This window comes from Sphingomonas sp. DMC8 (genome assembly GCF_056314185.1).
Genome location: NZ_JBQUYV010000002.1, coordinates 171,930 through 190,487 on the forward strand (window position 1 = coordinate 171,930; position 18,558 = coordinate 190,487).

General features: G+C 65.5%; 11 protein-coding genes. 7 read left to right on the forward strand and 4 right to left on the reverse strand.

Translation table 11 applies throughout. From position 1 onward, the window contains the following. Positions 1 to 11: 11 nt before the first annotated feature. Positions 12 to 1,445: an amino acid permease gene (locus ACT53K_RS04855; RefSeq protein WP_476227428.1), complete on the forward strand. Its 1,434-nt coding sequence runs from the start codon at positions 12 to 14 to the stop codon at positions 1,443 to 1,445. On the opposite strand, the gene ACT53K_RS04860 is transcribed toward ACT53K_RS04855, so the two are convergent. Continuing rightward, positions 1,438 to 2,082 (reverse strand): GntR family transcriptional regulator, encoded by a 645-nt coding sequence (locus ACT53K_RS04860; protein ID WP_476227429.1) that lies wholly within the window; start codon positions 2,080 to 2,082, stop codon positions 1,438 to 1,440. The genes ACT53K_RS04855 and ACT53K_RS04860 overlap by 8 nt on opposite strands. Positions 2,083 to 2,183: 101 nt before the next feature. On the opposite strand from ACT53K_RS04860, the gene ACT53K_RS04865 reads away from it, so the two are divergent. Together ACT53K_RS04865 and ACT53K_RS04870 are read left to right on the forward strand one after the other, a co-directional pair. Further along, on the forward strand, positions 2,184 to 3,425 hold the full coding sequence (locus ACT53K_RS04865; RefSeq protein WP_476227430.1) for an NAD(P)/FAD-dependent oxidoreductase: 1,242 nt from the start codon (positions 2,184 to 2,186) through the stop codon (positions 3,423 to 3,425). After that, positions 3,422 to 4,606, forward strand: a complete 1,185-nt coding sequence (locus ACT53K_RS04870; protein ID WP_476227431.1) for a M24 family metallopeptidase — start codon at positions 3,422 to 3,424, stop codon at positions 4,604 to 4,606. Before ACT53K_RS04865 ends, ACT53K_RS04870 begins: the two co-directional genes overlap by 4 nt. Positions 4,607 to 4,662: 56 nt before the next feature. Here the strand turns inward: ACT53K_RS04870 and ACT53K_RS04875 are convergent, their stop codons facing one another. Further along, on the reverse strand, positions 4,663 to 6,459 hold the full coding sequence (locus ACT53K_RS04875; RefSeq protein WP_476227432.1) for a DUF885 domain-containing protein: 1,797 nt from the start codon (positions 6,457 to 6,459) through the stop codon (positions 4,663 to 4,665). Positions 6,460 to 6,804: 345 nt separating this feature from the next. Here ACT53K_RS04875 and ACT53K_RS04880 point away from each other — a divergent pair, with 345 nt between their 5' ends. After that, a complete protein-coding gene (locus ACT53K_RS04880; protein ID WP_476227433.1) occupies positions 6,805 to 9,216 on the forward strand; it encodes a TonB-dependent receptor in 2,412 nt (803 codons plus the stop codon). A 38-nt stretch (positions 9,217 to 9,254) separates the two neighbouring features. Here ACT53K_RS04880 and ACT53K_RS04885 read toward each other — a convergent pair whose 3' ends face one another. Both ACT53K_RS04885 and ACT53K_RS04890 read right to left on the reverse strand, forming a co-directional pair. Then, positions 9,255 to 10,388: a DUF3089 domain-containing protein gene (locus ACT53K_RS04885; RefSeq protein WP_476227434.1), complete on the reverse strand. Its 1,134-nt coding sequence runs from the start codon at positions 10,386 to 10,388 to the stop codon at positions 9,255 to 9,257. Further along, complete coding sequence (locus tag ACT53K_RS04890; protein ID WP_476227435.1) at positions 10,385 to 11,725, reverse strand: spinster family MFS transporter; 1,341 nt, start codon at positions 11,723 to 11,725, stop codon at positions 10,385 to 10,387. The genes ACT53K_RS04885 and ACT53K_RS04890 overlap by 4 nt, the downstream gene beginning before the upstream one ends. A 176-nt stretch (positions 11,726 to 11,901) precedes the next feature. Here ACT53K_RS04890 and ACT53K_RS04895 point away from each other — a divergent pair, with 176 nt between their 5' ends. The 3 genes from ACT53K_RS04895 to ACT53K_RS04905 all read left to right on the forward strand — a co-directional run bounded on the left by ACT53K_RS04895 (position 11,902) and on the right by ACT53K_RS04905 (position 18,552). Next, positions 11,902 to 14,265 (forward strand): beta-L-arabinofuranosidase domain-containing protein, encoded by a 2,364-nt coding sequence (locus ACT53K_RS04895; protein WP_476227436.1) that lies wholly within the window; start codon positions 11,902 to 11,904, stop codon positions 14,263 to 14,265. Positions 14,266 to 14,456: 191 nt separating this feature from the next. Beyond that, positions 14,457 to 15,626, forward strand: coding sequence for a tyrosine-type recombinase/integrase (locus ACT53K_RS04900; protein WP_476227437.1), 1,170 nt, complete (start codon positions 14,457 to 14,459; stop codon positions 15,624 to 15,626). Between the two features lie 382 nt (positions 15,627 to 16,008). Then, on the forward strand, positions 16,009 to 18,552 hold the full coding sequence (locus tag ACT53K_RS04905; protein ID WP_476227972.1) for a cation-translocating P-type ATPase: 2,544 nt from the start codon (positions 16,009 to 16,011) through the stop codon (positions 18,550 to 18,552). Positions 18,553 to 18,558 lie beyond the last annotated feature (6 nt).

The following is an 18,558-nucleotide window of genomic DNA, read 5'->3' on the forward strand; positions in this document are numbered from 1 at the left end:
GGCGCGCGCATATGGGATTCTGGGGGCCGGTAAAGCCGATTGCTGCGAGCGCGACGCCCCATGCCGAGCACCGGCTGCGTCCCAGCCTTTCCTGGCCGCATCTGATCGCCCTGGGCGTCGGTGCGATCGTCGGCACCGGCATCTATACCCTCACCGGCGTCGGCGCCGAGCGGGCAGGGCCTGCGGTGATCCTGGCATTTGTGATCGCCGGTGCGGTCTGTGCCTGTGCTGCGCTCGCCTATGCCGAGCTGGCGACGATGATGCCGGCGGCCGGCAGCGCCTATACCTATAGCTATTCGGTGCTGGGCGAAACGGTTGCGTGGGTGGTGGGCTGGAGCCTGATCCTCGAATATTCGCTCGCCTGTTCGGCCGTCGCGGTCGGCTGGTCCGGCTATCTCGTGGGCTGGCTGCAATCGGCAGGTGTGCATCTGCCTGCGCTGCTGTTGCAGGGGCCGCATGCCGGTGGGCTGGTCAACCTGCCTGCGGTGCTGGTCTCGCTGGGCATTGCAGGCATGCTGATGGCGGGCACGCGCGAGAGCGCCACGCTCAACATCGTGCTGGTCGCGATCAAGCTGGTAGCGCTGGCGGTGTTCGTCGCGCTCGCGCTGCCCGACTTTGATCCGGCGCATTTCCATCCTTTCATGCCCTATGGCTTTGCTTCCCATGCGGACGGCAGCAGCACGCGCGGCGTGATGGCGGCCGCCGCAATCGTGTTCTTCGCCTTTTATGGCTTCGACGCGGTTGCGACCTCGGCAGAGGAAGCGAAACGGCCCGGACGGGATCTGACGATCGGCATCGTCGGATCGATGGCGCTGTGCACGACCATCTACATTCTGGTTGCGTTGGCGGCGGTGGGCGCGATGCCATACACCGCGCTCGGCAATTCGCCCGAGCCGCTGGCGCTGGTGTTGCGAACGCTGGGCCATCCCTTTGCCGCCTGGGCGATTGCGGCGGCGGCACTGGTCGCGCTGCCGTCGGTTATCCTAGTGATGATGTACGGCCAGAGCCGCATCTTCTTCGTAATGGCGCGCGACGGGTTGTTGCCGCGCCTGCTCGCCCGCGTATCCCCGCGCACCGGATCGCCGGTGCTGGTCACGGGGATCACCGGCGTGTTCGTGGCGGCAGTGGCGGGCTTCCTGCGGCTCGACGAGATTGCAGAACTTGCCAATGCAGGCACGCTGCTGGCGTTCATCGCTGTGGGCCTGTGCATGATGCTGCTGCGCCGCCGTGCGCCCGACGCTGCGCGCGTGTTCCGCTGCCCCGCACCCTACTGGGTGGGCACGATTGCCGTCCTCGGGTGCCTGTATCTTCTCTGGTCGCTGCCCGAGAAAACGCTGGTGCGTTTCCTCGCCTGGAACGTCGCGGGGCTGCTCGTCTATCTGTTCTATGGTCGCGCGCGGAGCCTGCTGGCCCAGAAGCGCGCGGCGCCCGCTGCGATCAGCTGATCAATTGACGGCGAAGGTCGGACAGGGTGCCCTGGATATGGGCTCGCGCCAGCGTGCGGGCGCGCTTGGCGTCGCCGCTTTCCCAGGCGGCAAACAGGTCCGCATGCTCGAGATGGGCGCGGTCCTCGCGTCCGGCGGGCTCAAGATGCTTGTGGACATAGCGCTCCGCCAGGATCTGCAGCCGCTCGACAAGCTGGATGGTAAGCAGGCGCTTGCTGGGGCGCACCAGCGCCATGTGAAATTCGCGATTGCACCGCGCGACGTCATCCAGCCGTTCCGCCGCCGCCACATCGAGCGCCGACAACGCCTCGCGCGCTGCCGCCCGATCTTCATCGGTGGCCGCTTCCGCCGCGAGTGCCATCGCGTCGGGTTCGATCGCGAGCCGCAGCGCGTAAATTTCCTCCGCCTCGCCGGCCGACATCTGGCGGACGAAATAGCCGCGATTGGCCTGTCCGACCAGCAACCCTTCGTGCGCCAGCCGGGCGAGCGCCTCGCGCAGCGGAATCTTGCTCACACCAAGGGTCTGCGCCAGCGCATCCTGGCGGATTGCCTGATCGACGGGCAGCTTGCCGGTGACGATCTGCTCGCGAACGATCGTGAAAATCTGCTCAGACAGGGTGCGGACGACGATACTCATCAGGGCGAACATTCTCCGAAAGGCAGCAATCCTAAAGTTGTAAGACAGGGATTGCTTCCAAATACTGTATACGTAGCAGCTAAGCCGGGCAAGAAGTAGTGATGCGGTGTTCTATAACAGTAATTGGCGGCGGTGTCATCGGGCTTGCGAGCGCCCTGGCGTTGATCCGTGCCGGCCACCGCGTCCTAGTCGTCGATGACGATGTGGACGGCCAGGCGCCGTCGTGGGGAAATGCTGGTCATATCGCGATCGAACAGGTCGAACCGCTCGCATCCTGGGCAACGGTGCGCAGCATGCCTGCCCGGCTGTTCCCACGCGGCGGGGCCGTTTCGCTGCCGCCCGGCGCGTGGCGATACTGGCTTCCCTTCGGCCTGCGGCTGATCCGCGCCGGCTCGCCCCGGCGTTTCCGTGCGGGCAAGGCGGCGCTGGGCGCACTGCTGGGCGAGGCCATGCCCGCCTGGCGGCGGCTTGCTGCCGGACTGGGTGATCCCGACCTGTTGCTGGAAGCGGGGCATTATGTCGGCTGGTCCACTCCGGATAAGGTTTGCGCGGGCTGGCGCAATTGGGAAAGCGCCGACATCGGCACGGCCACATTTCGCGATGCGACCCCGGCGGAACGCGCCATGCTGCCGGGTGCGCCCGCAGGCGCAATCCGCTTCGTCAATACCGGGCAGATCGCCGATCTTGGCCAACTGGCAACGGCGATGCGCGCCACCCTGCAGGCTGCCGGGGGTGAAATCCGCGCCGGTTGTGCAACATTGTCGGCGGAGTCCGGTCGTGCGGTGCTGATGCTGGACGGGGTTCCGGTCGAGGATGCTGGCACGATCCTGGTAGCGGCTGGCGTCCGCTCGGCTGCGCTGCTGGAACCGTTCGGCCATGTCGCGCCGATCATCGCCGAGCGTGGCTATCATTTGCGTAGTAGTGATCATGACTGGCCCGCCGGACTGCCGCCGCTGGTGTTCGAGGACCGTTCGATGATCGTCACGCGCTACGCGGACTGCGTGCAGGTGGCGAGTTTCGTCGAGTTCGCTGGCCAGGATACACCGCCGGATCCGGCAAAATGGGCGCGGCTGGAGGCGCATATCGCGGCGCTGGGGCTGCCGATCCGCGGACCCTATACGCGCTGGATGGGCGCGCGGCCGACGCTGCCCGACTATCTGCCCGCGATCGGGCGGAGCAGTCGCGCCGACAATCTTTATTATGCCTTCGGGCATCAGCATCTGGGGCTGACCCTTGCTGCGGTGACGGGCGAGATCATGGCCGCAATGGTCGGCGATCAGCCCGTCGCCGCGTCTGTCGCCGGCTTTTCCCTGGATCGATTTGAAGGAGTGCAAGGACGATGACCATCGGCGGATCGAATGCGGCGGCCGAACTCGCTGCGTTGGGGCGGTGGACGCAAACGGCCCATGCGATCACACGCGACGAGCGGCTGGGCCGCATCGCACAGGTGCGCTCCCGGATGGAGGCGATGGGCGTCGACGCGCTGCTGGTCAACGCCGGTGCCTCGCTGCGCTATTTTGCCGGCGTGCCCTGGGGCGCGAGCGAACGGCTGGTGGCGATGCTGCTTCGGCTGGAGGGAGAGCCGATTTTCATCTGTCCGCGCTTTGAGCTCGGGTCGCTGATGGCAGATCTGCAGATCGAGGGCGATTTGCGGCTTTGGGAAGAAGACGAGGATCCCTTCGCGCTGGTCGCCGATGCACTGGGCGGCGTTGCCACGATCGCGATCGATCCCGCGCTGCCGTTCCAGATGGCCGAGCGGCTGCGGCGGGCCGCGCCCACCGTCACGCTGGTCGATGGCGGACCCGCGATCGACGGGTGCCGGATGCGCAAGTCGCCTGCGGAAATCGCGCTGATGCAGCAGGCGAAGGACATGACGCTGGAGGTGCATCGCCGCGCCGCCCGCATCCTGGCGCCGGGTATCACCACAGGTGCCGTCAAACGCTTTATCGACGAGGCACATCGCGCGCTGGGCGCCGCGGGCTCCACCTTCTGCATCGTCCAGTTCGGTCATGCGACGGCGTTTCCCCACGGCCTGCCGGGCGAGCAGGCGCTGGAGGAAGGCCAATTGGTGCTGATCGACACCGGCTGTACCGTCGAAGGCTATCATTCCGACATCACCCGCACCTATGCCTTCGGGTGCGTTTCGGACGAGGTGCAGACGATCTGGGCGCTGGAGAAGGAGGCGCAGGCCGCCGCCTTCGCGGCCGCGCGGCCGGGCGTTCCCTGCGAGGCCGTGGACGCCGCAGCCCGGGCAGTACTGGAGCGTGCAGGGCTCGGCCCCGATTATCGCCTGCCGGGCCTGCCGCACCGCACCGGCCACGGCATCGGCCTGTCGATCCACGAGCCGGCTTATCTGGTGCGCGGGGATCGAACGCCGCTCGACACCGGCATGTGCTTTTCGAACGAGCCGATGATCGTCGTGCCCGAACGTTTCGGCATCCGGCTCGAGGATCATTTCTACATAACCGAAGCCGGCCCGCGCTGGTTTACGGAGCCGCAGGCGGCGATCGACCGGTTGATGTAAAGAGGCGAAAGGGGGAGGGGTTTTCGCGATCCCGAGGGGCCTCTCCCCCCGGCCACCTATTCCTCGTCGGGATAGGGGCCTTTGCCGCCTGCTGCGATGAGCTGGTCGACCCGTGTCGTCAGTACCGGCAGCGGTACTGATCCCAGTGCCAGCACCGCATCGTGAAAGGCGCGGATGTTGAAGCGGCTGCCGAGCGCCTTTTCGGCGCGGGCGCGCTGGTCGAGGATGGCTTTCTCGCCCAGATAATAGCTCAGCGCCTGACCCGGCCAGGCGATGTAGCGATCGACTTCGGTTTCGATCTCGTGATCGGCAAGCGCGGTATTGTCGTGCAGGTAGCGCTGGGCCTGTTCGCGGGTCCAGCCCTTCGCATGGATGCCGGTGTCGACGACCAGCCGCGCCGCGCGCCACATCTGGTAGCTGAGCATGCCGAACCGGTCATAGGGCGTTTCATACATGCCCATTTCCTGACCCAGCCACTCGCAATAGAGCGCCCAGCCTTCGCCATAGGCCGAGATATAGCTGTTCTGGCGGAAGGGCGGCAGGCCCTTGTTCTCGGCCGCAAGCGGCATCTGGAAGGCGTGTCCCGGCGCGCTTTCGTGCAGCGTCAGCGCCGGCAACGAATAGAGCGGGCGCGCCGGCAGGTTATAGGTGTTGACGAGATAGACGCCCGGCCCCCCGCGTCCGCTGGTATAGAAAGGCGCGATTTCCGGCGGCACCGGCACGATCGCGAAGCGGCTGCGCGGCAGATGGCCGAACCAGTCCTTTGCCTTGCCGTCGAACGTCTTTGCGATCCACGCGGCGTCGTGCAGCAGTTCCTCGGGGGTCTTGGCATAGAAGCGCGGATCGCTGCGCAGAAAGGCGAGGAAGGCCGGCAGATCGCCGCCGAACTTCACCTCGCGCATCACGTCCTGCATCTGCGCGCGGATCTTGGCGACTTCGTCGAGCCCGATCTGGTGGATCTGGTCGGGCGTCAGGTCCAGCGTGGTGAATTCGCGGATCTTCGCCTGGTAATAGGCCTTGCCGTCGGGCAGCGAGGTGGCGTCGAGCGCGGTGCGGCTGTGCGGGATATAGTCGTCGCGCAGAAAGGCCAGCAGGGCGCGGTGCGCCGGCAGCACCTTGTCGCGGATCGCGGCAATCGCGGCGCTGCGCAATGCTGTCTGGGTGGCCGCCGGGATCGTGGCGGGCATCTGCCTGAACGGCGCGTAATAGGGGTTTTCTTCGGGCGTCTTCGGATCGACTACCGCCGCAACTCCCGCATCGCGCCCCGCAAGCGTAACGCGCGGCGGGGTGAAGCCGCGGGCCAGCCCCGCCCTCATGTTCGCGATCTGCTGGTCAAAATGGCGCGGCATGTCCGCCAGCATCGACAGATAGTCGCGATAATTGCGTTCGGTCTTGAAGGTCTGGCGCGCGACGCCGGCCAGATCGCTCCAGAAGCTGGTGTCGGCGGTCAGCGGCTTTTCATAGTCGCGGAAGCGTTGCGCGGCGAGCAGGCTGTCGATCTGATAGCGATAGACGGCGAAGTTGATGCGGTTGGCGGGAGACAGGCGCTCCGGGCGGATGGTCGCGAGCTTTGCCGCCACGCCCTGCCACGTGCGCAACTTGGCAGCCTGGGTCGCGGTGCTCACATCGGGCAGATGGGCGGGAACGGTGTCGCCGCTATCCTCATCGACCGAGTCGAAGCTTTGCCGCCACTTCCATTCCGCTGTGTAGATTGCCTGGAAGCGCTGATCCTCGCTGTGGGCGGTGCGGTGCGTGGGTGCATGCGGGGCAGCAAGGGCCGTGCCTTGCGGGACGCAAAGGGCAGACGCGCTCCATGCCAGACAAGCTGCCAGCCGCTTTTTGGAACCCTGCACGCCTGCTTCTCCCATAAAAGCGAATTTGTATAACGTATTCCGCGCTAAGGGCAAGCGATGTGCCCGGTTCCCGCCGGAAGACATGCGCTTAGCCTGACAGTTTCATTTCCATCTTGTGACAATATTGGATAGGGCCTTTGCCGCTTTCGTATTCGCCTGCCGGTCTTTCGGGCGAGCTGGCGCGGGGACCATCCTTGGGTTCGTCCCCAGGCGCGCTGTTTTGCGGGACCGGCGCGGAAACGCATATCGGGGCAGGGGAGAAGAAGAAGGATGATTGGTTTCGACGCGGGCGTAGGCGGAGCGCGTCTCGCCCGGACGACGGCTATGCTGCTTTCGGGGGCAGCTATGGGCTTCGTACTGCCGGTGGCAGCCTTGGCGCAGTCCGGCGCGGCGCCTGCCGACCAGAGCCAGGATGCGCAGCGTGACGGTGCGGCGCTTGGCGAAATCGTCATCACCGCCAACCGCTCTGGCGCGGAATCGCTGCAGAAGGTGCCCATGGCGGTCGCTGTGGTGAACGTGCAGGAGATCACCCGCGGCGGCCAGGGCAATCTGGTAGATATCGCCAAGTTCACGCCGTCGCTGTCGATCACCGAGGGCGCGCCGGGCTTCCAGAAATTCAACATGCGCGGCCTGTCGACGGGCCCCTATGCGACGTCCGACACCTCGGACCGGTCGCTGGTGGCGGTCTATCTCGACGACACGCCCATTTCCGTGCAGGGCCAGACGCCCGACCTCAAGGTCTATGACCTCGAGCGCGTCGAGGTGCTGCGCGGGCCGCAGGGTACGCTGTACGGCGCCGGCTCGATGGCCGGTACGGTCCGCTTCGTGACAGCCAAGCCGGTAATGAACCGCTTTTTCGGCACGGCCGAGGCGGGGGCCGCGACGACCGAGCATGGCGAGGCGAGCTTCAACGGCCGGGCTATGCTCAACCTGCCGCTGGTCAACGACACGCTGGCGGTTCGTGCCAATGTCTACGCTGCCCGCGATGGCGGATGGATCGACAATATCGGTCGCCACAACCAGACCGACGCCAACCGCAACGACACCTATCAGGGCCGCGTCGCGCTGCGCTGGACGCCGGATCCCCAGCTCACGGTCGATGCCGCGTTCACCTATGAGCGCAGCCGCGCCATGGGCCTGAACGTCGCATTCGACGGCCTCAACCGGCACACTATCCTGACCAATGGCCCCGAAGGCACGGAGGATCGTTTCCGCCTCTATACGCTTGGCGCGGACTATGATGCCGGCATCGCCGATATCGTCGTATCGGGCGCCTATACCGATCGCACCATCGGCTTCGACGCCAGTGTGGAACCGCAGATCGCCTATTTCTTCCAGGACTATAACAGCGGCCTGCCGATCAGCAGCACGACCTACCCGCTGTTCAAGGCACCGACCAGCTTCAGCAAGGACATCGCGCTGAAACTGCCGGCCGAGCTCTACCAGATCGACCAGCGGCTTAAAGACTATATGCTCGAAGGGCGGCTGGTTTCGAAGCCGGGCGGCCCCGTCACCTGGACGGTCGGTGTCTATTACGAAAAGCAGAAGCGGCACCTGCGCCAGGACATTCCGACGCCGGGCTTCGACAAGCTTTCGTACCAGAATCTGTTCTACGGCCCGTTCAACACGCCGGACAAGCTGTACAATTCGCAGACGGTGGATGCGGCCTTCCAGCCTGACGACATCTTCTCGGGCCTGCAGGATGTCGATGAGCGGCAGGTCGCGGTCTATGCCGACGGCACATGGCACGCCACCAGCAAGCTCGATCTTACCGCCGGCCTTCGCTACTTCGATTTCCGGGAAAAATATTACCTGTTCGAAAGCGGCGTGTACGGCGTGGTCGACCATCTGCCGCTGACGACCAATGCCACGCTGTCTTCCACGGGGGCGAACCCGCGCGGTAACATCTCCTACAAGGTCAACGACAATCTGATGGTCTATGGCGAGGTGGCCAAGGGCTTCCGCTATGGCGGCGGCAACCAGCCGGTGCCGCTGGGCACCGCCGGCATCGCCGGGCAGTGCTCGTCGGACCTGGCCGGCTATGGCTATCGCTCGGCGCCGCTCACTTTCGGTCCTGACAAGCTGTGGAACTACACCATCGGCGAAAAGGCGCGGCTGGCGGACGGGCGCGTGACGCTCAATGCCAGCGCCTATTATATCGACTGGAGCGACGTGCAGACCCGGCTGCGGCTCAATTGCTCCTATTTCTTCACCGACAACAAGGGGAAGATCACCAGCAAGGGGCTGGAAGTCGAAACCATGGTCAAGGCCACGCCGGACGTGACGCTGCAACTGAGCGGATCGTACAATGATTCGCGGGCCAATGGCGACATTCCGACGGTCGGCGCCTTCGACGGCGACCGTACACCTTATTACCCGCAATGGACCGCCAGCGCGCAGGTTTTCTATGACCGGCGCATGGCGAAGGGCGACCTGCACGTCCAGGCGGGCTATCAGTACCAGTCGACGCAGAACACCACGTTCAACAACTTCACCACGACGTTCCAGAACGGCAAGCTGGCGGCCACCGGGCCGAGCCAGACCTGGGCGGTGATCCCCGAGACGCACAATCTGAGCGCCGCCGTCGCCTATGACATCGGCAATCTGGAGTTCGGGCTGTACGGCAACAATCTGGTCAACGGCGTCGGCGTGACCAACATCGCCCGCGCCACCTATTATCAGGTGTACCAGCCGGGCAGCCGCATCACTGTCGCTCGCCCGCGCACCATCGGTGTACGCGCGAAGGTGAAGTTCTGAGGCTTGCTGCCGGTCGGGTTTCGACCCGGCCGGCGGCTTCAGTGCCTTTGCGAGCGGCGGCGCCAGGCAGCGCGCTGGGCGGAAACCAGGCGTAGCAAATCGCCTCCGATAATTGCCATATCGGCGACATGCATGCCCCAGTCGGGAAAGGCGGTGTCGCCGATCGCGCCGGTGCCGACGACGATATCGGCAAGGGCGGGCGCTGCCGAGGGGGCCACTTGCACCGCCAGATAGTGAAACCCGCCCGCCCGGACACAGGTCGCCGAAAGGAGACCGGGCATTTGCACGAAGCGCGTTGCCACCGGCCAGCCGGTCGCCGGCTTTGCATATTGCGCATAGCCGCCCTTCCACCATGGAAAGCCGAGGATCGGATCGAGCGGCGCCGTGCCGCCGGCGAGACGCGCGGGATTGGTGCAGCCGGCTTCCTGCCCGGGCGCTTCGGAACGGCCGAACAGTGCGTTGGCGGGCAGGGTGGCGTCGGCGCGATAGCTAGCCCAGGTGACGACGCAGCCGAGCTGACCTGCCTCGCGGCACAAGGGCACCGTGCGGAAACTGCCGCCGACATCGCCACCCACCGGCACCTGCACGGCGGTGCCCGGCAGAATCGCTAAGAGCATGTGCCTCTGGATGGGCTTGCCGTCGATTTCCTCGGCGATCAGCCGTTTCAGCAGCAGCGAACCCTGACTATGCCCGATCAGCACGGAGGGCCGTCCGCCATTGTCGCGTGCCAGATAGCTTCGCCACGCCGCGCGCACGTCGCGATAGGCGAAGTCGAGTGCTGCGGCGAGGGACGCACCGTTTCCGCCCATCGCCTTGCGGAGCGCGGTGAGCGTGACCTGGCGGTAAATGGGAGCAAAGGGGCGGCAGACGCTGCGAAATGGCGCGAATTGCGCGGTCGTCTGGCCTTTCTCGCCTTCGCCCGGCGTCAAGTCGCTGTTGTCGCCAGGGTCGAGCGAGGCGGTGGGATAGAGATAGAAACAATCGACATCGCGCGGCCGCTGTCGCGGTGCCGGCACCCTCCTTGCGCTGCCGTTGGCGGCGATGCGTGTCATCGCCAGGTCGTCACCGCACACATCAGCCCGGCCTGGCCGGCATAGCCAGTTTTCGCCGCGGCTATAGTCCGGTGCCGCGATGCCGGAGGCCATGGCGAGCAGCAGCGCCAGCACGCTCACAGGGCAGATTCTCCCGCGCCAATGCCGGCTGTGCGCGGGGCAATGCTGGCCGCGCGGACGCGCTCGTCGTCGGGGCCATAGGTGCGTACGCTGGTGAGGTAATGATAGGCGGCCCAGAACCCGGTCAACGAAAGGGCGAGCAGCGCATAACGGAGCGATTCGGTGTTGTTACCCATCGTCCCCGCCAGCAGATCGCTCAGCCAGCCGACGCTGGCGGGTGCGATGATCAGATTGGCGACATTGGCGGTCAGCAGGCTGATCGCCATGCCCTGCGCGCGCATCGTTGCCGGCAGGAAGTTGAGCAGCAGCGCCATGGTCGGGCCGACATAGAGATAGACTGCCGGGACGACGATCCACAGCATCGCCGTCGCCACCGTCAGCGAATGCGTCCAGTAGATGAGGAACGAAGGGATCGTTGACAGCAGCACGATCACGCCCAGGAAACGCGCGATCCACTTCGGCTCCTCCATCTTCGGCAGGGCGAGAATGGCGCCGGTGGCAATCGTCGCTGCGGTCCCTGCCCAGAAATAGATCGTGCCAAGCCGCTGGCCGGCATCGGCCGTGGAGAGGTGGAAGGCACGCTCGAAATAGGTCTGGGTCCAGAACAGCAGGCCCCAGCCCCAGAGGCAGATCACGGTGCCGGCGGCGTTGATGTGCCAGGCCGAACGCTGGGTCCACAGGAAGCGACAGGTTTCCACAAAGCTGGCGGGCGGGGCACTGTCTTCGGTCAGCAGCTCGAACCGGCCGCGCACCGGCTCGCGCACGGTCAGCAGGATGACGAAGCCGAAAAGGACGCCGGGCACGCCAAGCGCAATGAAGGCGGCACGCCAGTTGTTGAAATGGCCGACGATTTCCCCCGCTACGCTTGACCCCAGCCACGCGCCCAGCGGCAGGCCCAGCGCGTAGATGGTGAGCGCATAGGCACGGCGCCCGCGCGGGAAATTGTCGGCGATGATCGAAGTGGAAGGCGGCGTCCCGCCCGCCTCGCCGATGCCGACGCCGATCCGTGCGAGCAGGAATTGCCACCAGTTCTGGGTGAGGCCAAGCAATGCCGTCATCGCCGACCAGAGGATCATCGCGCTGGCGACGATGTTGCGCCGGTTCGCTCGATCGGCGACCCGGGCGATGGGCAGCCCCACCGTGATATAGAACAGGGCCAGCGACACCCCGGTCAGCCAGCCGACCCCGGCATCGCTAAGCCCGAATTCGACGCGGATCGGCTCCAGCACCGTCGAGACGACATAGCGGTCGGCGATGTTCAGTGCATAGACGAGCGCCAGGATAAGGACGACGTACCAGCGTCCTTTCGACAAGGTCGGCGTGGCCGCTTCGCTCATTCCTGCATTCCCCCCGGTTGACCTGACTGCCGAATACGAGTGGGCTCGCATGGCGGTTCATCCGCATTGCCCCAGCGACGCGGTCTCAGGCAAGCGGCTGCATCGGCCTGGTAGGTGTGTGGTTGCCGGATCAAGGTCTGATCGTATAACGTATGCTTGTTATGGGGAGTTGGAATATGGCGTGCGTGACCAGCAACCGGCGCGAATGGATGATCGGCGCCGGCGTGGCGGCAGTGGTCGCCGGCACGGCGCACGGCATGGATGTACGCGGGACGTTGCCGGACCGGGCCACGCCGTTGCCGCTCAGCGATGTTCGGTTGCTCCCGTCTCCGTTCCTGACCGCCGTAGAGGCAAACCGGCGCTATCTCTACAGCCTCGAACCGGATCGGCTGCTCCACCATTTCCGTAAAGGGGCGGGGCTAACCCCGAAGGGTGCTGTCTATGGCGGCTGGGAAGGCGATACGATCGCCGGCCATTGCCTGGGCCATTATCTGTCCGCGCTGGCGCTACTCCATGCCCAGACCGGAGATTCGGAGGCGAAGCGCCGTGCCGACTATATCGTTGCCGAACTCGCCGAGACGCAAAAGGCCCGCGGCACCGGTTATGTCGGTGCGCTGCTGCGCAAGCGGAAAGACGGCACGCTGGTCGATGGCGAAGAGATTTTCCGCGAAATCGCGGCTGGCGATATTCGCTCCAGCGGGTTCGATCTGAACGGGGCCTGGTCGCCGCTCTACAATATCCACAAGACCTTTGCGGGGCTTCTCGATGCGCAGGCACTGTGCGGCAACGCGCAGGCACTGACGGTGGCGACCGGGCTCGCAGGCTATTTCAAGCGATTGTTCGCCGGCCTCAGCGCTGAACAGCTGCAGACGGTGCTCGGGTGCGAATATGGCGGCCTGAACGAAAGTTTCGCCGAGCTTTCCGCGCGTACGGGCGACCGGCAATGGATGTTGGTTGCCGAACGCATCCACGACGACAAGGTGCTGGATCCGCTCGAACAGCGGCAGGACGATCTCGCCAACCACCACGCCAACACCCAGATCCCCAAGCTGATCGGAATGGCGCGCATCCACGAGCTGACCGGCCGTGCCACGCCCGCCATCGCCGCGCGGTATTTCTGGGAGACGGTGACGACCCATCACAGCTATGTCATCGGCGGCAATGCCGACCGCGAATATTTCTTCGCGCCCGACACGGTCGGCCTGCATGTGACGGAGCAGACCTGCGAGCATTGCAACAGCTACAACATGCTCAAGCTGACCCGGCACCTGTTCGGCTGGCAGCCCGACGGCGCCTTGTTCGACTATTACGAGCGTACCCATTTCAACCATATTCTGGCGGCGCAGAATCCGGCGACGGGCATGTTCGCCTATATGATGCCGCTGATGGCGGGCAGCCGCCGCGAATGGTCTTCGCCGACCGAGGATTTCTGGTGCTGCGTCGGCAGCGGCATGGAGAGCCATGCGAAGCATGGCGAATCTATCTTCTGGGACGGCGGCGACACGCTGCTCGTGAACCTGTTCATCCCCGCCCATGCGCGCTGGTCGACGCGGCAGGCGGAATGGACGCTATCCACCGCCTATCCCGATGACGGCGCCGTCACGCTGACGCTCGCCGCGCTGCCAAAGCCTGACCATTTCGCAGTGGCGATGCGCGTGCCTGGCTGGGCCGCTTCCGCCACGCTGGAGGTCAATGGCGCGCCGGTGCAGAGCGAGCGGGCGGCTGGCTATGCAATCGTGCGGCGCCGGTGGCAGGCAGGGGATACGCTCCGCATGACGCTGCCGCTCGCGCTTAGGGCAGAGCCGGCGTCGGGGACGCCCGATCAGGTCGCCATCCTGCGCGGGCCGCTGGTGCTGGCCGCCGATCTGGGGCCGGCGGACAAGGATGCACCTGACGCAGCGGCACCGGCGCTGGTGGGGGGCGACATCCTGGCCGGGTTCGTGCCGGCCGGGGAGGGGGGCAGCCGGTTCGTTGCCCGTGGGGTCGGACGGCCCGGCGACCTGCAGTTCGCGCCGTTCTATCGCGGCTGGGACCGCCGCAGCGCAGTCTATTTCAAGCGCTTCACCGATGCCGGCTGGGAACGGGAAAAGACGGTGTACGCCGCCGAACAGGCACGCCGCGCCGACATCGCCGCGCGATCCGTCGATGTGATGCATCTGGGCGAGATGCAGCCCGAGCGGGACCATGACCTGATCTCCGCGATTTCCTACCCCGTCGTGTATCGCGGCCGGAACGGCCGCGATGCGCGCAGCGGCGGTTTCCTCCAGTTCCGGATGAAGGCGGCAGCGGGGCCGCTGGTGCTGCAGGCAACCTATTGGGGCGACGAGCGCAACCGCGCGTTCGACATTCTGGTCGACGGGGTTCGCGTCGCCACCGAAACGCTGCATGCCAGCCAGCCGGGCGTGTTCGTCGACATCGACTATCCGGTGCCCGAGACGCTGACCCGCGGCAAGCAACAGGTCGTTATCCGGTTCGAGCCGCACGCCGGCCACACCGCCGGCCCGGTCTTCGGCGTGCGATTGATGCACGCGGCGCGCTGATGGGGGAGCAATGGCGCGCCCGGCTGGATTCGAACCAGCGGCCCCAAGCTTAGAAGGCGTGGTAAGAGGCTTCCGAGGACGTCTGAAACTGTCTTTCTAGGAGAGAGGGAAGGGTACAGAAGATCCCCCAATATTGCGGAGTGTCTCATTTCCTGTTACCTAAAACGTTACCTGACGGAGCGATAGGTAACATGGCCAGGTTGACCGATACTCGCGTAGCCGCGTTGAAGCCGCCTACGGTTGGACAGGCAGAATATCCTGACGATCTCGTCACCGGATTGCGGCTCCGCATCGGAGCAGGTGGCCGGAAGGCATGGATCGTGCGAACGCGAGCGGGCACTAAGGTGCTCAATAAGACGCTCGGCACCTACCCGACGCTTGGCGTGGGCAAGGCGCGCGAAGAGGCCCGCAGGTTTCTTGAGGATTTGGCGACGACTGGCACGCCGCGAGTGAACCGGACGTTCGGTCAGCTGGCAGAGGATTGGTTGGACAAGGTAGCCAAGCCAAACAACCGCTCCTGGCAGCTGCAAAAGCGGCGCTTGGAGATCCACGTTCTGCCAAAGTGGGGTGACCGGAAACTGGATACTATCCGCCGTGCGGATGTGCGCGAACTCATTGAGTCGATTGAGGGCGAGGTGTCGCCGAACCGGAATCTGACTTTGATCCGCACGCTTCTTCGATATGCTGTCTCGCGGGACTGGATAGAGTCGTCACCAGCGGAGGCAATTGCCAAGCCGAAGATCGAGAATCCGCGCGATCGTGTCCTCGAGATGGATGAGGTGCGGCGCGTTTACGTTGGTGCAGACCTGCTCGGTTATCCTGCCGGTGGTTTCATCAAAATGCTTCTACTTACAGCACAACGCCGAACTGAGGTGGCGGAGATGCGCTGGGACCAAATCGATCTGGACGCAGGGGTTTGGGTGATTCCATCGGAATCGGCGAAGTCAGGCAGGCCGCATCTGGTGCCTCTTTCGGCTCTCGCAGTTCGGTTGCTCCGGTCCGTACCCAGGCTTGGGGATTACGTCTGGACCAGTGACGGCAATAGCCCGATCAGTGGTTTCGCAAAACTTAAGCAGCGGCTCGATGCTTTTCTCGCCGCATCTGGGGGCGCGTTGCAGCCATGGGTGCTCCACGATTTGCGCAGAACTGCGGCGACGCACATGGTGCGCTTGGGCGTCACGGAGACAATCGTTGGTCGAGTGCTGAACCACGCCGTGCAGGGCATCACGGCGAGAGTCTACGCGCTTCACAGCTACGCTCCTGAGAAGCGGGAGGCGCTTGATCGCTGGGCCGCTGACGTTCATCGGGAAATGGAGGGATGTAGCCCGCTGTCCATTTCTGGTTCGGCCCATCCGCGGTGAATTGATCATCGATCAGCCGAACTTAGTTTACTATCTCCGCGAACGGGGCGTCGACACGATGTGGCATGCCGTCGTCACGCAGGAGGACGATCTTGCGCGCCTGTCTGCCGTACCGTTCCCCTGCGTCGCAAAGCCCCGCGAAGGGGCGCCCATGCATCTTCTCCCACCGATCGGCTGGTGCAGCAGTAGGTAGATTACCCAAGAACGCTGCGGCGGCTGGGGTGTCATAATGCGCCGGCTGCGCCCGATCGAGAGGGAAAATGATGTGCCTGCCCATGACCGTACGGGGCCAACGCCGCGTGCCTGACACGTCGCAAATGCGGCTTGGCCTCTGTCGCGCCGGGCGCGGGCGGTCGTGACAGCACCCCCAGTCAGCATACCCCTGGAAGGTTTGAGCACCGAAGCGGCGGCGGCCCGGCTTCGCGAGGAAGGCCCGAACGAGCTGCCGCGTGCGGGGCAGCGCTCGCTGCTCCGCATCCTAGTCGAAGTCCTGCGCGAGCCGATGCTGGCGCTGCTGCTGCTCGGCGGCATCGCCTATCTGCTGCTCGGCGATCGTGCCGAGGCCCTGATCCTTCTGGCCTTCGCGACTTTTTCGGTGGTGGTCACCGTCGTCCAGGAAACCCGCACCGAGCATGTGCTCGAAGCGCTGCGCGACTTGTCCGCACCGCGCGCGCTGGTGCTTCGCGACGGTGTCCGCGTCCGCATTCCGGGACGCGAAGTGGTATGTGGCGATCTGATCGTCCTCGAACAGGGCGACCGGATAGCTGCGGACGCGATCCTGCTCGAAGCCGCCGATCTGCAGACCGACGAATCGCTGCTGACGGGCGAATCGCTGCCGGTGGGCAAGACCGCATCCGGCCCGGACAGCACCGACGCTGCCCGCCGGCCGGGCGGTGAAGGTCAGCCCTTTGTCTATTCGGGGTCGCTTGTGACGCGCGGCAGCGGGGTCGGGCGGGTACTGGCAACCGGCCCGCGCAGCGAGATTGGCCGGATCGGCCAGTCGCTCGCGACGCTCGACACCGACGCCCCGCGTCTGCGCCGCGAAACCGCCCGGCTGGTCGCCTGGTGCGGGATCGGCGGCGGCGTGATCGCCGCGCTCGTGGTGCTGCTCTACGGGCTGTTGCGCGGCGGCTGGATCGAGGCGGCGCTTGCCGGCATTGCGATCGGCATGTCGATGTTGCCGGAGGAGTTTCCCGTCGTGCTGACGGTGTTCCTCGCCATGGGCGCCTGGCGGGTGGGCAAGGTTGGCGTGTTGACACGGCGTGCCGCCGCCATCGAGGCACTTGGCTCGGCGACCGTGCTTTGCACCGACAAGACGGGCACGCTCACCGAAAATCGTATGTCGGTCGCCCGGCTGTGGCTGCCCTCTGGCGATACGATCCGCGTGCGCGGCGATGACGCGGTGCCGCCCGACTATCACGCACTGATCGAAACGGCGGCGCTCGCCAGCGCCGTCGAGCCGAGCGACCCCATGGAAGTTGCGCTGCACGCGGCGCGTGCGCAGGTGCCAGCGTCCGGTCGTGGCGGCACCGTGGCACATGCCTATGCGCTCCGCCCTGAACTGCTCGCCATGTCGAACATCTGGGACGATGGCGAGCAACTTGCGCTCTGCGCCAAGGGAGCGCCGGAAGCGATCGCGACGCTGTGCCGGCTGGCGCCCGCGGATGCTGCGTCCATGGCGGCGGCGGTCGAGGCAATGGCGGCGGAGGGCATCCGCGTGCTCGCGGTTGCCAATGCCACGCCGAGCGACCGCAACTGGGCGGCGACCCAGCACGACTATGCCTATGCACTGGCGGGTCTGGTCGGGCTGGCGGACCCGTTGCGGACCAGCGTTCCCGCTGCGGTGGCGGAATGCCGGGCTGCAGGGATTCGCGTCGTGATGATCACGGGGGATTATGCCGCGACCGCACGATCGATCGCGACCCAGGCGGGGATCGCCGAGGGGGATGTCCTCACCGGGGCCGATCTGGCGTCACTGGACGATGCTGCGCTCGCCGCGCGCCTCCGGAGTGTCACCGTCTTCGCGCGGATCATGCCCGAGCAGAAACTGCGGATCGTGCAGGCGTTCAAGGCCGATGGCGAAATCGTTGCGATGACCGGCGACGGTGTCAACGATGCCCCCTCGCTCAAGGCCGCGCATATCGGCATCGCGATGGGCAAGCGTGGCACCGACGTGGCGCGCGAAGCGTCGGCCATCGTCCTGCTCGACGATGATTTCGGGTCGATCGTCCGGTCGGTGCGGCTCGGCAGGCAGATTTATGACAATATCCGCAAAGCCATGGCCTTCATCTTCGCCGTGCATGTGCCGATTGCAGGGCTCGCGCTGCTGCCCTTGTTCTTCGGGCTGCCGATCCTGTTCGGGCCGATCCACATCGCGCTGCTGGAAATGGTGATCGATCCCGTATGTGCGCTGGTGTTCGAAGCCGAACCTGCGGAGGGCGACGTGATGCGGCGCCCCCCGCGTGCACCCGACGAGCCGCTCTTCTCGCTGCCAATGATCGCGTGGAGCGTCTTCCAGGGGTGCCTCGCCTTCGCGATGTTGGCGACGGTCTTCCTGGTCGAGACCTGGTCGGGCATGCCCGAGGCCGAACTGCGCGCGCTCATTTTCTTCGCCCTGATCGCGGAGATCGTTGCGTTGGTGCTGGTCAACCGTGCGTTCAGCGCCGCGCTCGGTACTGCACTCGTTCGGCATAACATGGCGCTGCGGTATATCGCCGCCGCGATCCTCGGCGTGACCGGGGTGATCCTGTTCGCTCCCTGGGCGCAGGCGCTGCTCAAATTCGGATCGATCGCATGGAGCGACATGGCCTTCGCCGTCGCGCTGGGCATCGCCTTGCTGCTCGCGCTCGAAAGCTGCAAGCCACGCCTCCGCGGGATCGCGCGTGCCGCATCCCGGCCGGCGCGCACGCGGGGCGGCGCTACATGAGGATGT

Excerpts from the sequence above, each read along its gene's own strand:
- ACT53K_RS04860 (WP_476227429.1), bottom strand. The coding sequence starts at position 2,082 with ATGAGTATCGTCGTCCGCACCCTGTCTGAGCAGATTTTCACGATCGTT.
- ACT53K_RS04900 (WP_476227437.1), top strand. The coding sequence starts at position 14,457 with ATGGCCAGGTTGACCGATACTCGCGTAGCCGCGTTGAAGCCGCCTACG.
- ACT53K_RS04865 (WP_476227430.1), top strand. The coding sequence starts at position 2,184 with ATGCGGTGTTCTATAACAGTAATTGGCGGCGGTGTCATCGGGCTTGCG.
- ACT53K_RS04880 (WP_476227433.1), top strand. The coding sequence starts at position 6,805 with ATGGGCTTCGTACTGCCGGTGGCAGCCTTGGCGCAGTCCGGCGCGGCG.
- ACT53K_RS04870 (WP_476227431.1), top strand. The coding sequence starts at position 3,422 with ATGACCATCGGCGGATCGAATGCGGCGGCCGAACTCGCTGCGTTGGGG.
- ACT53K_RS04855 (WP_476227428.1), top strand. The coding sequence starts at position 12 with ATGGGATTCTGGGGGCCGGTAAAGCCGATTGCTGCGAGCGCGACGCCC.
- ACT53K_RS04890 (WP_476227435.1), bottom strand. The coding sequence starts at position 11,725 with ATGAGCGAAGCGGCCACGCCGACCTTGTCGAAAGGACGCTGGTACGTC.
- ACT53K_RS04895 (WP_476227436.1), top strand. The coding sequence starts at position 11,902 with ATGGCGTGCGTGACCAGCAACCGGCGCGAATGGATGATCGGCGCCGGC.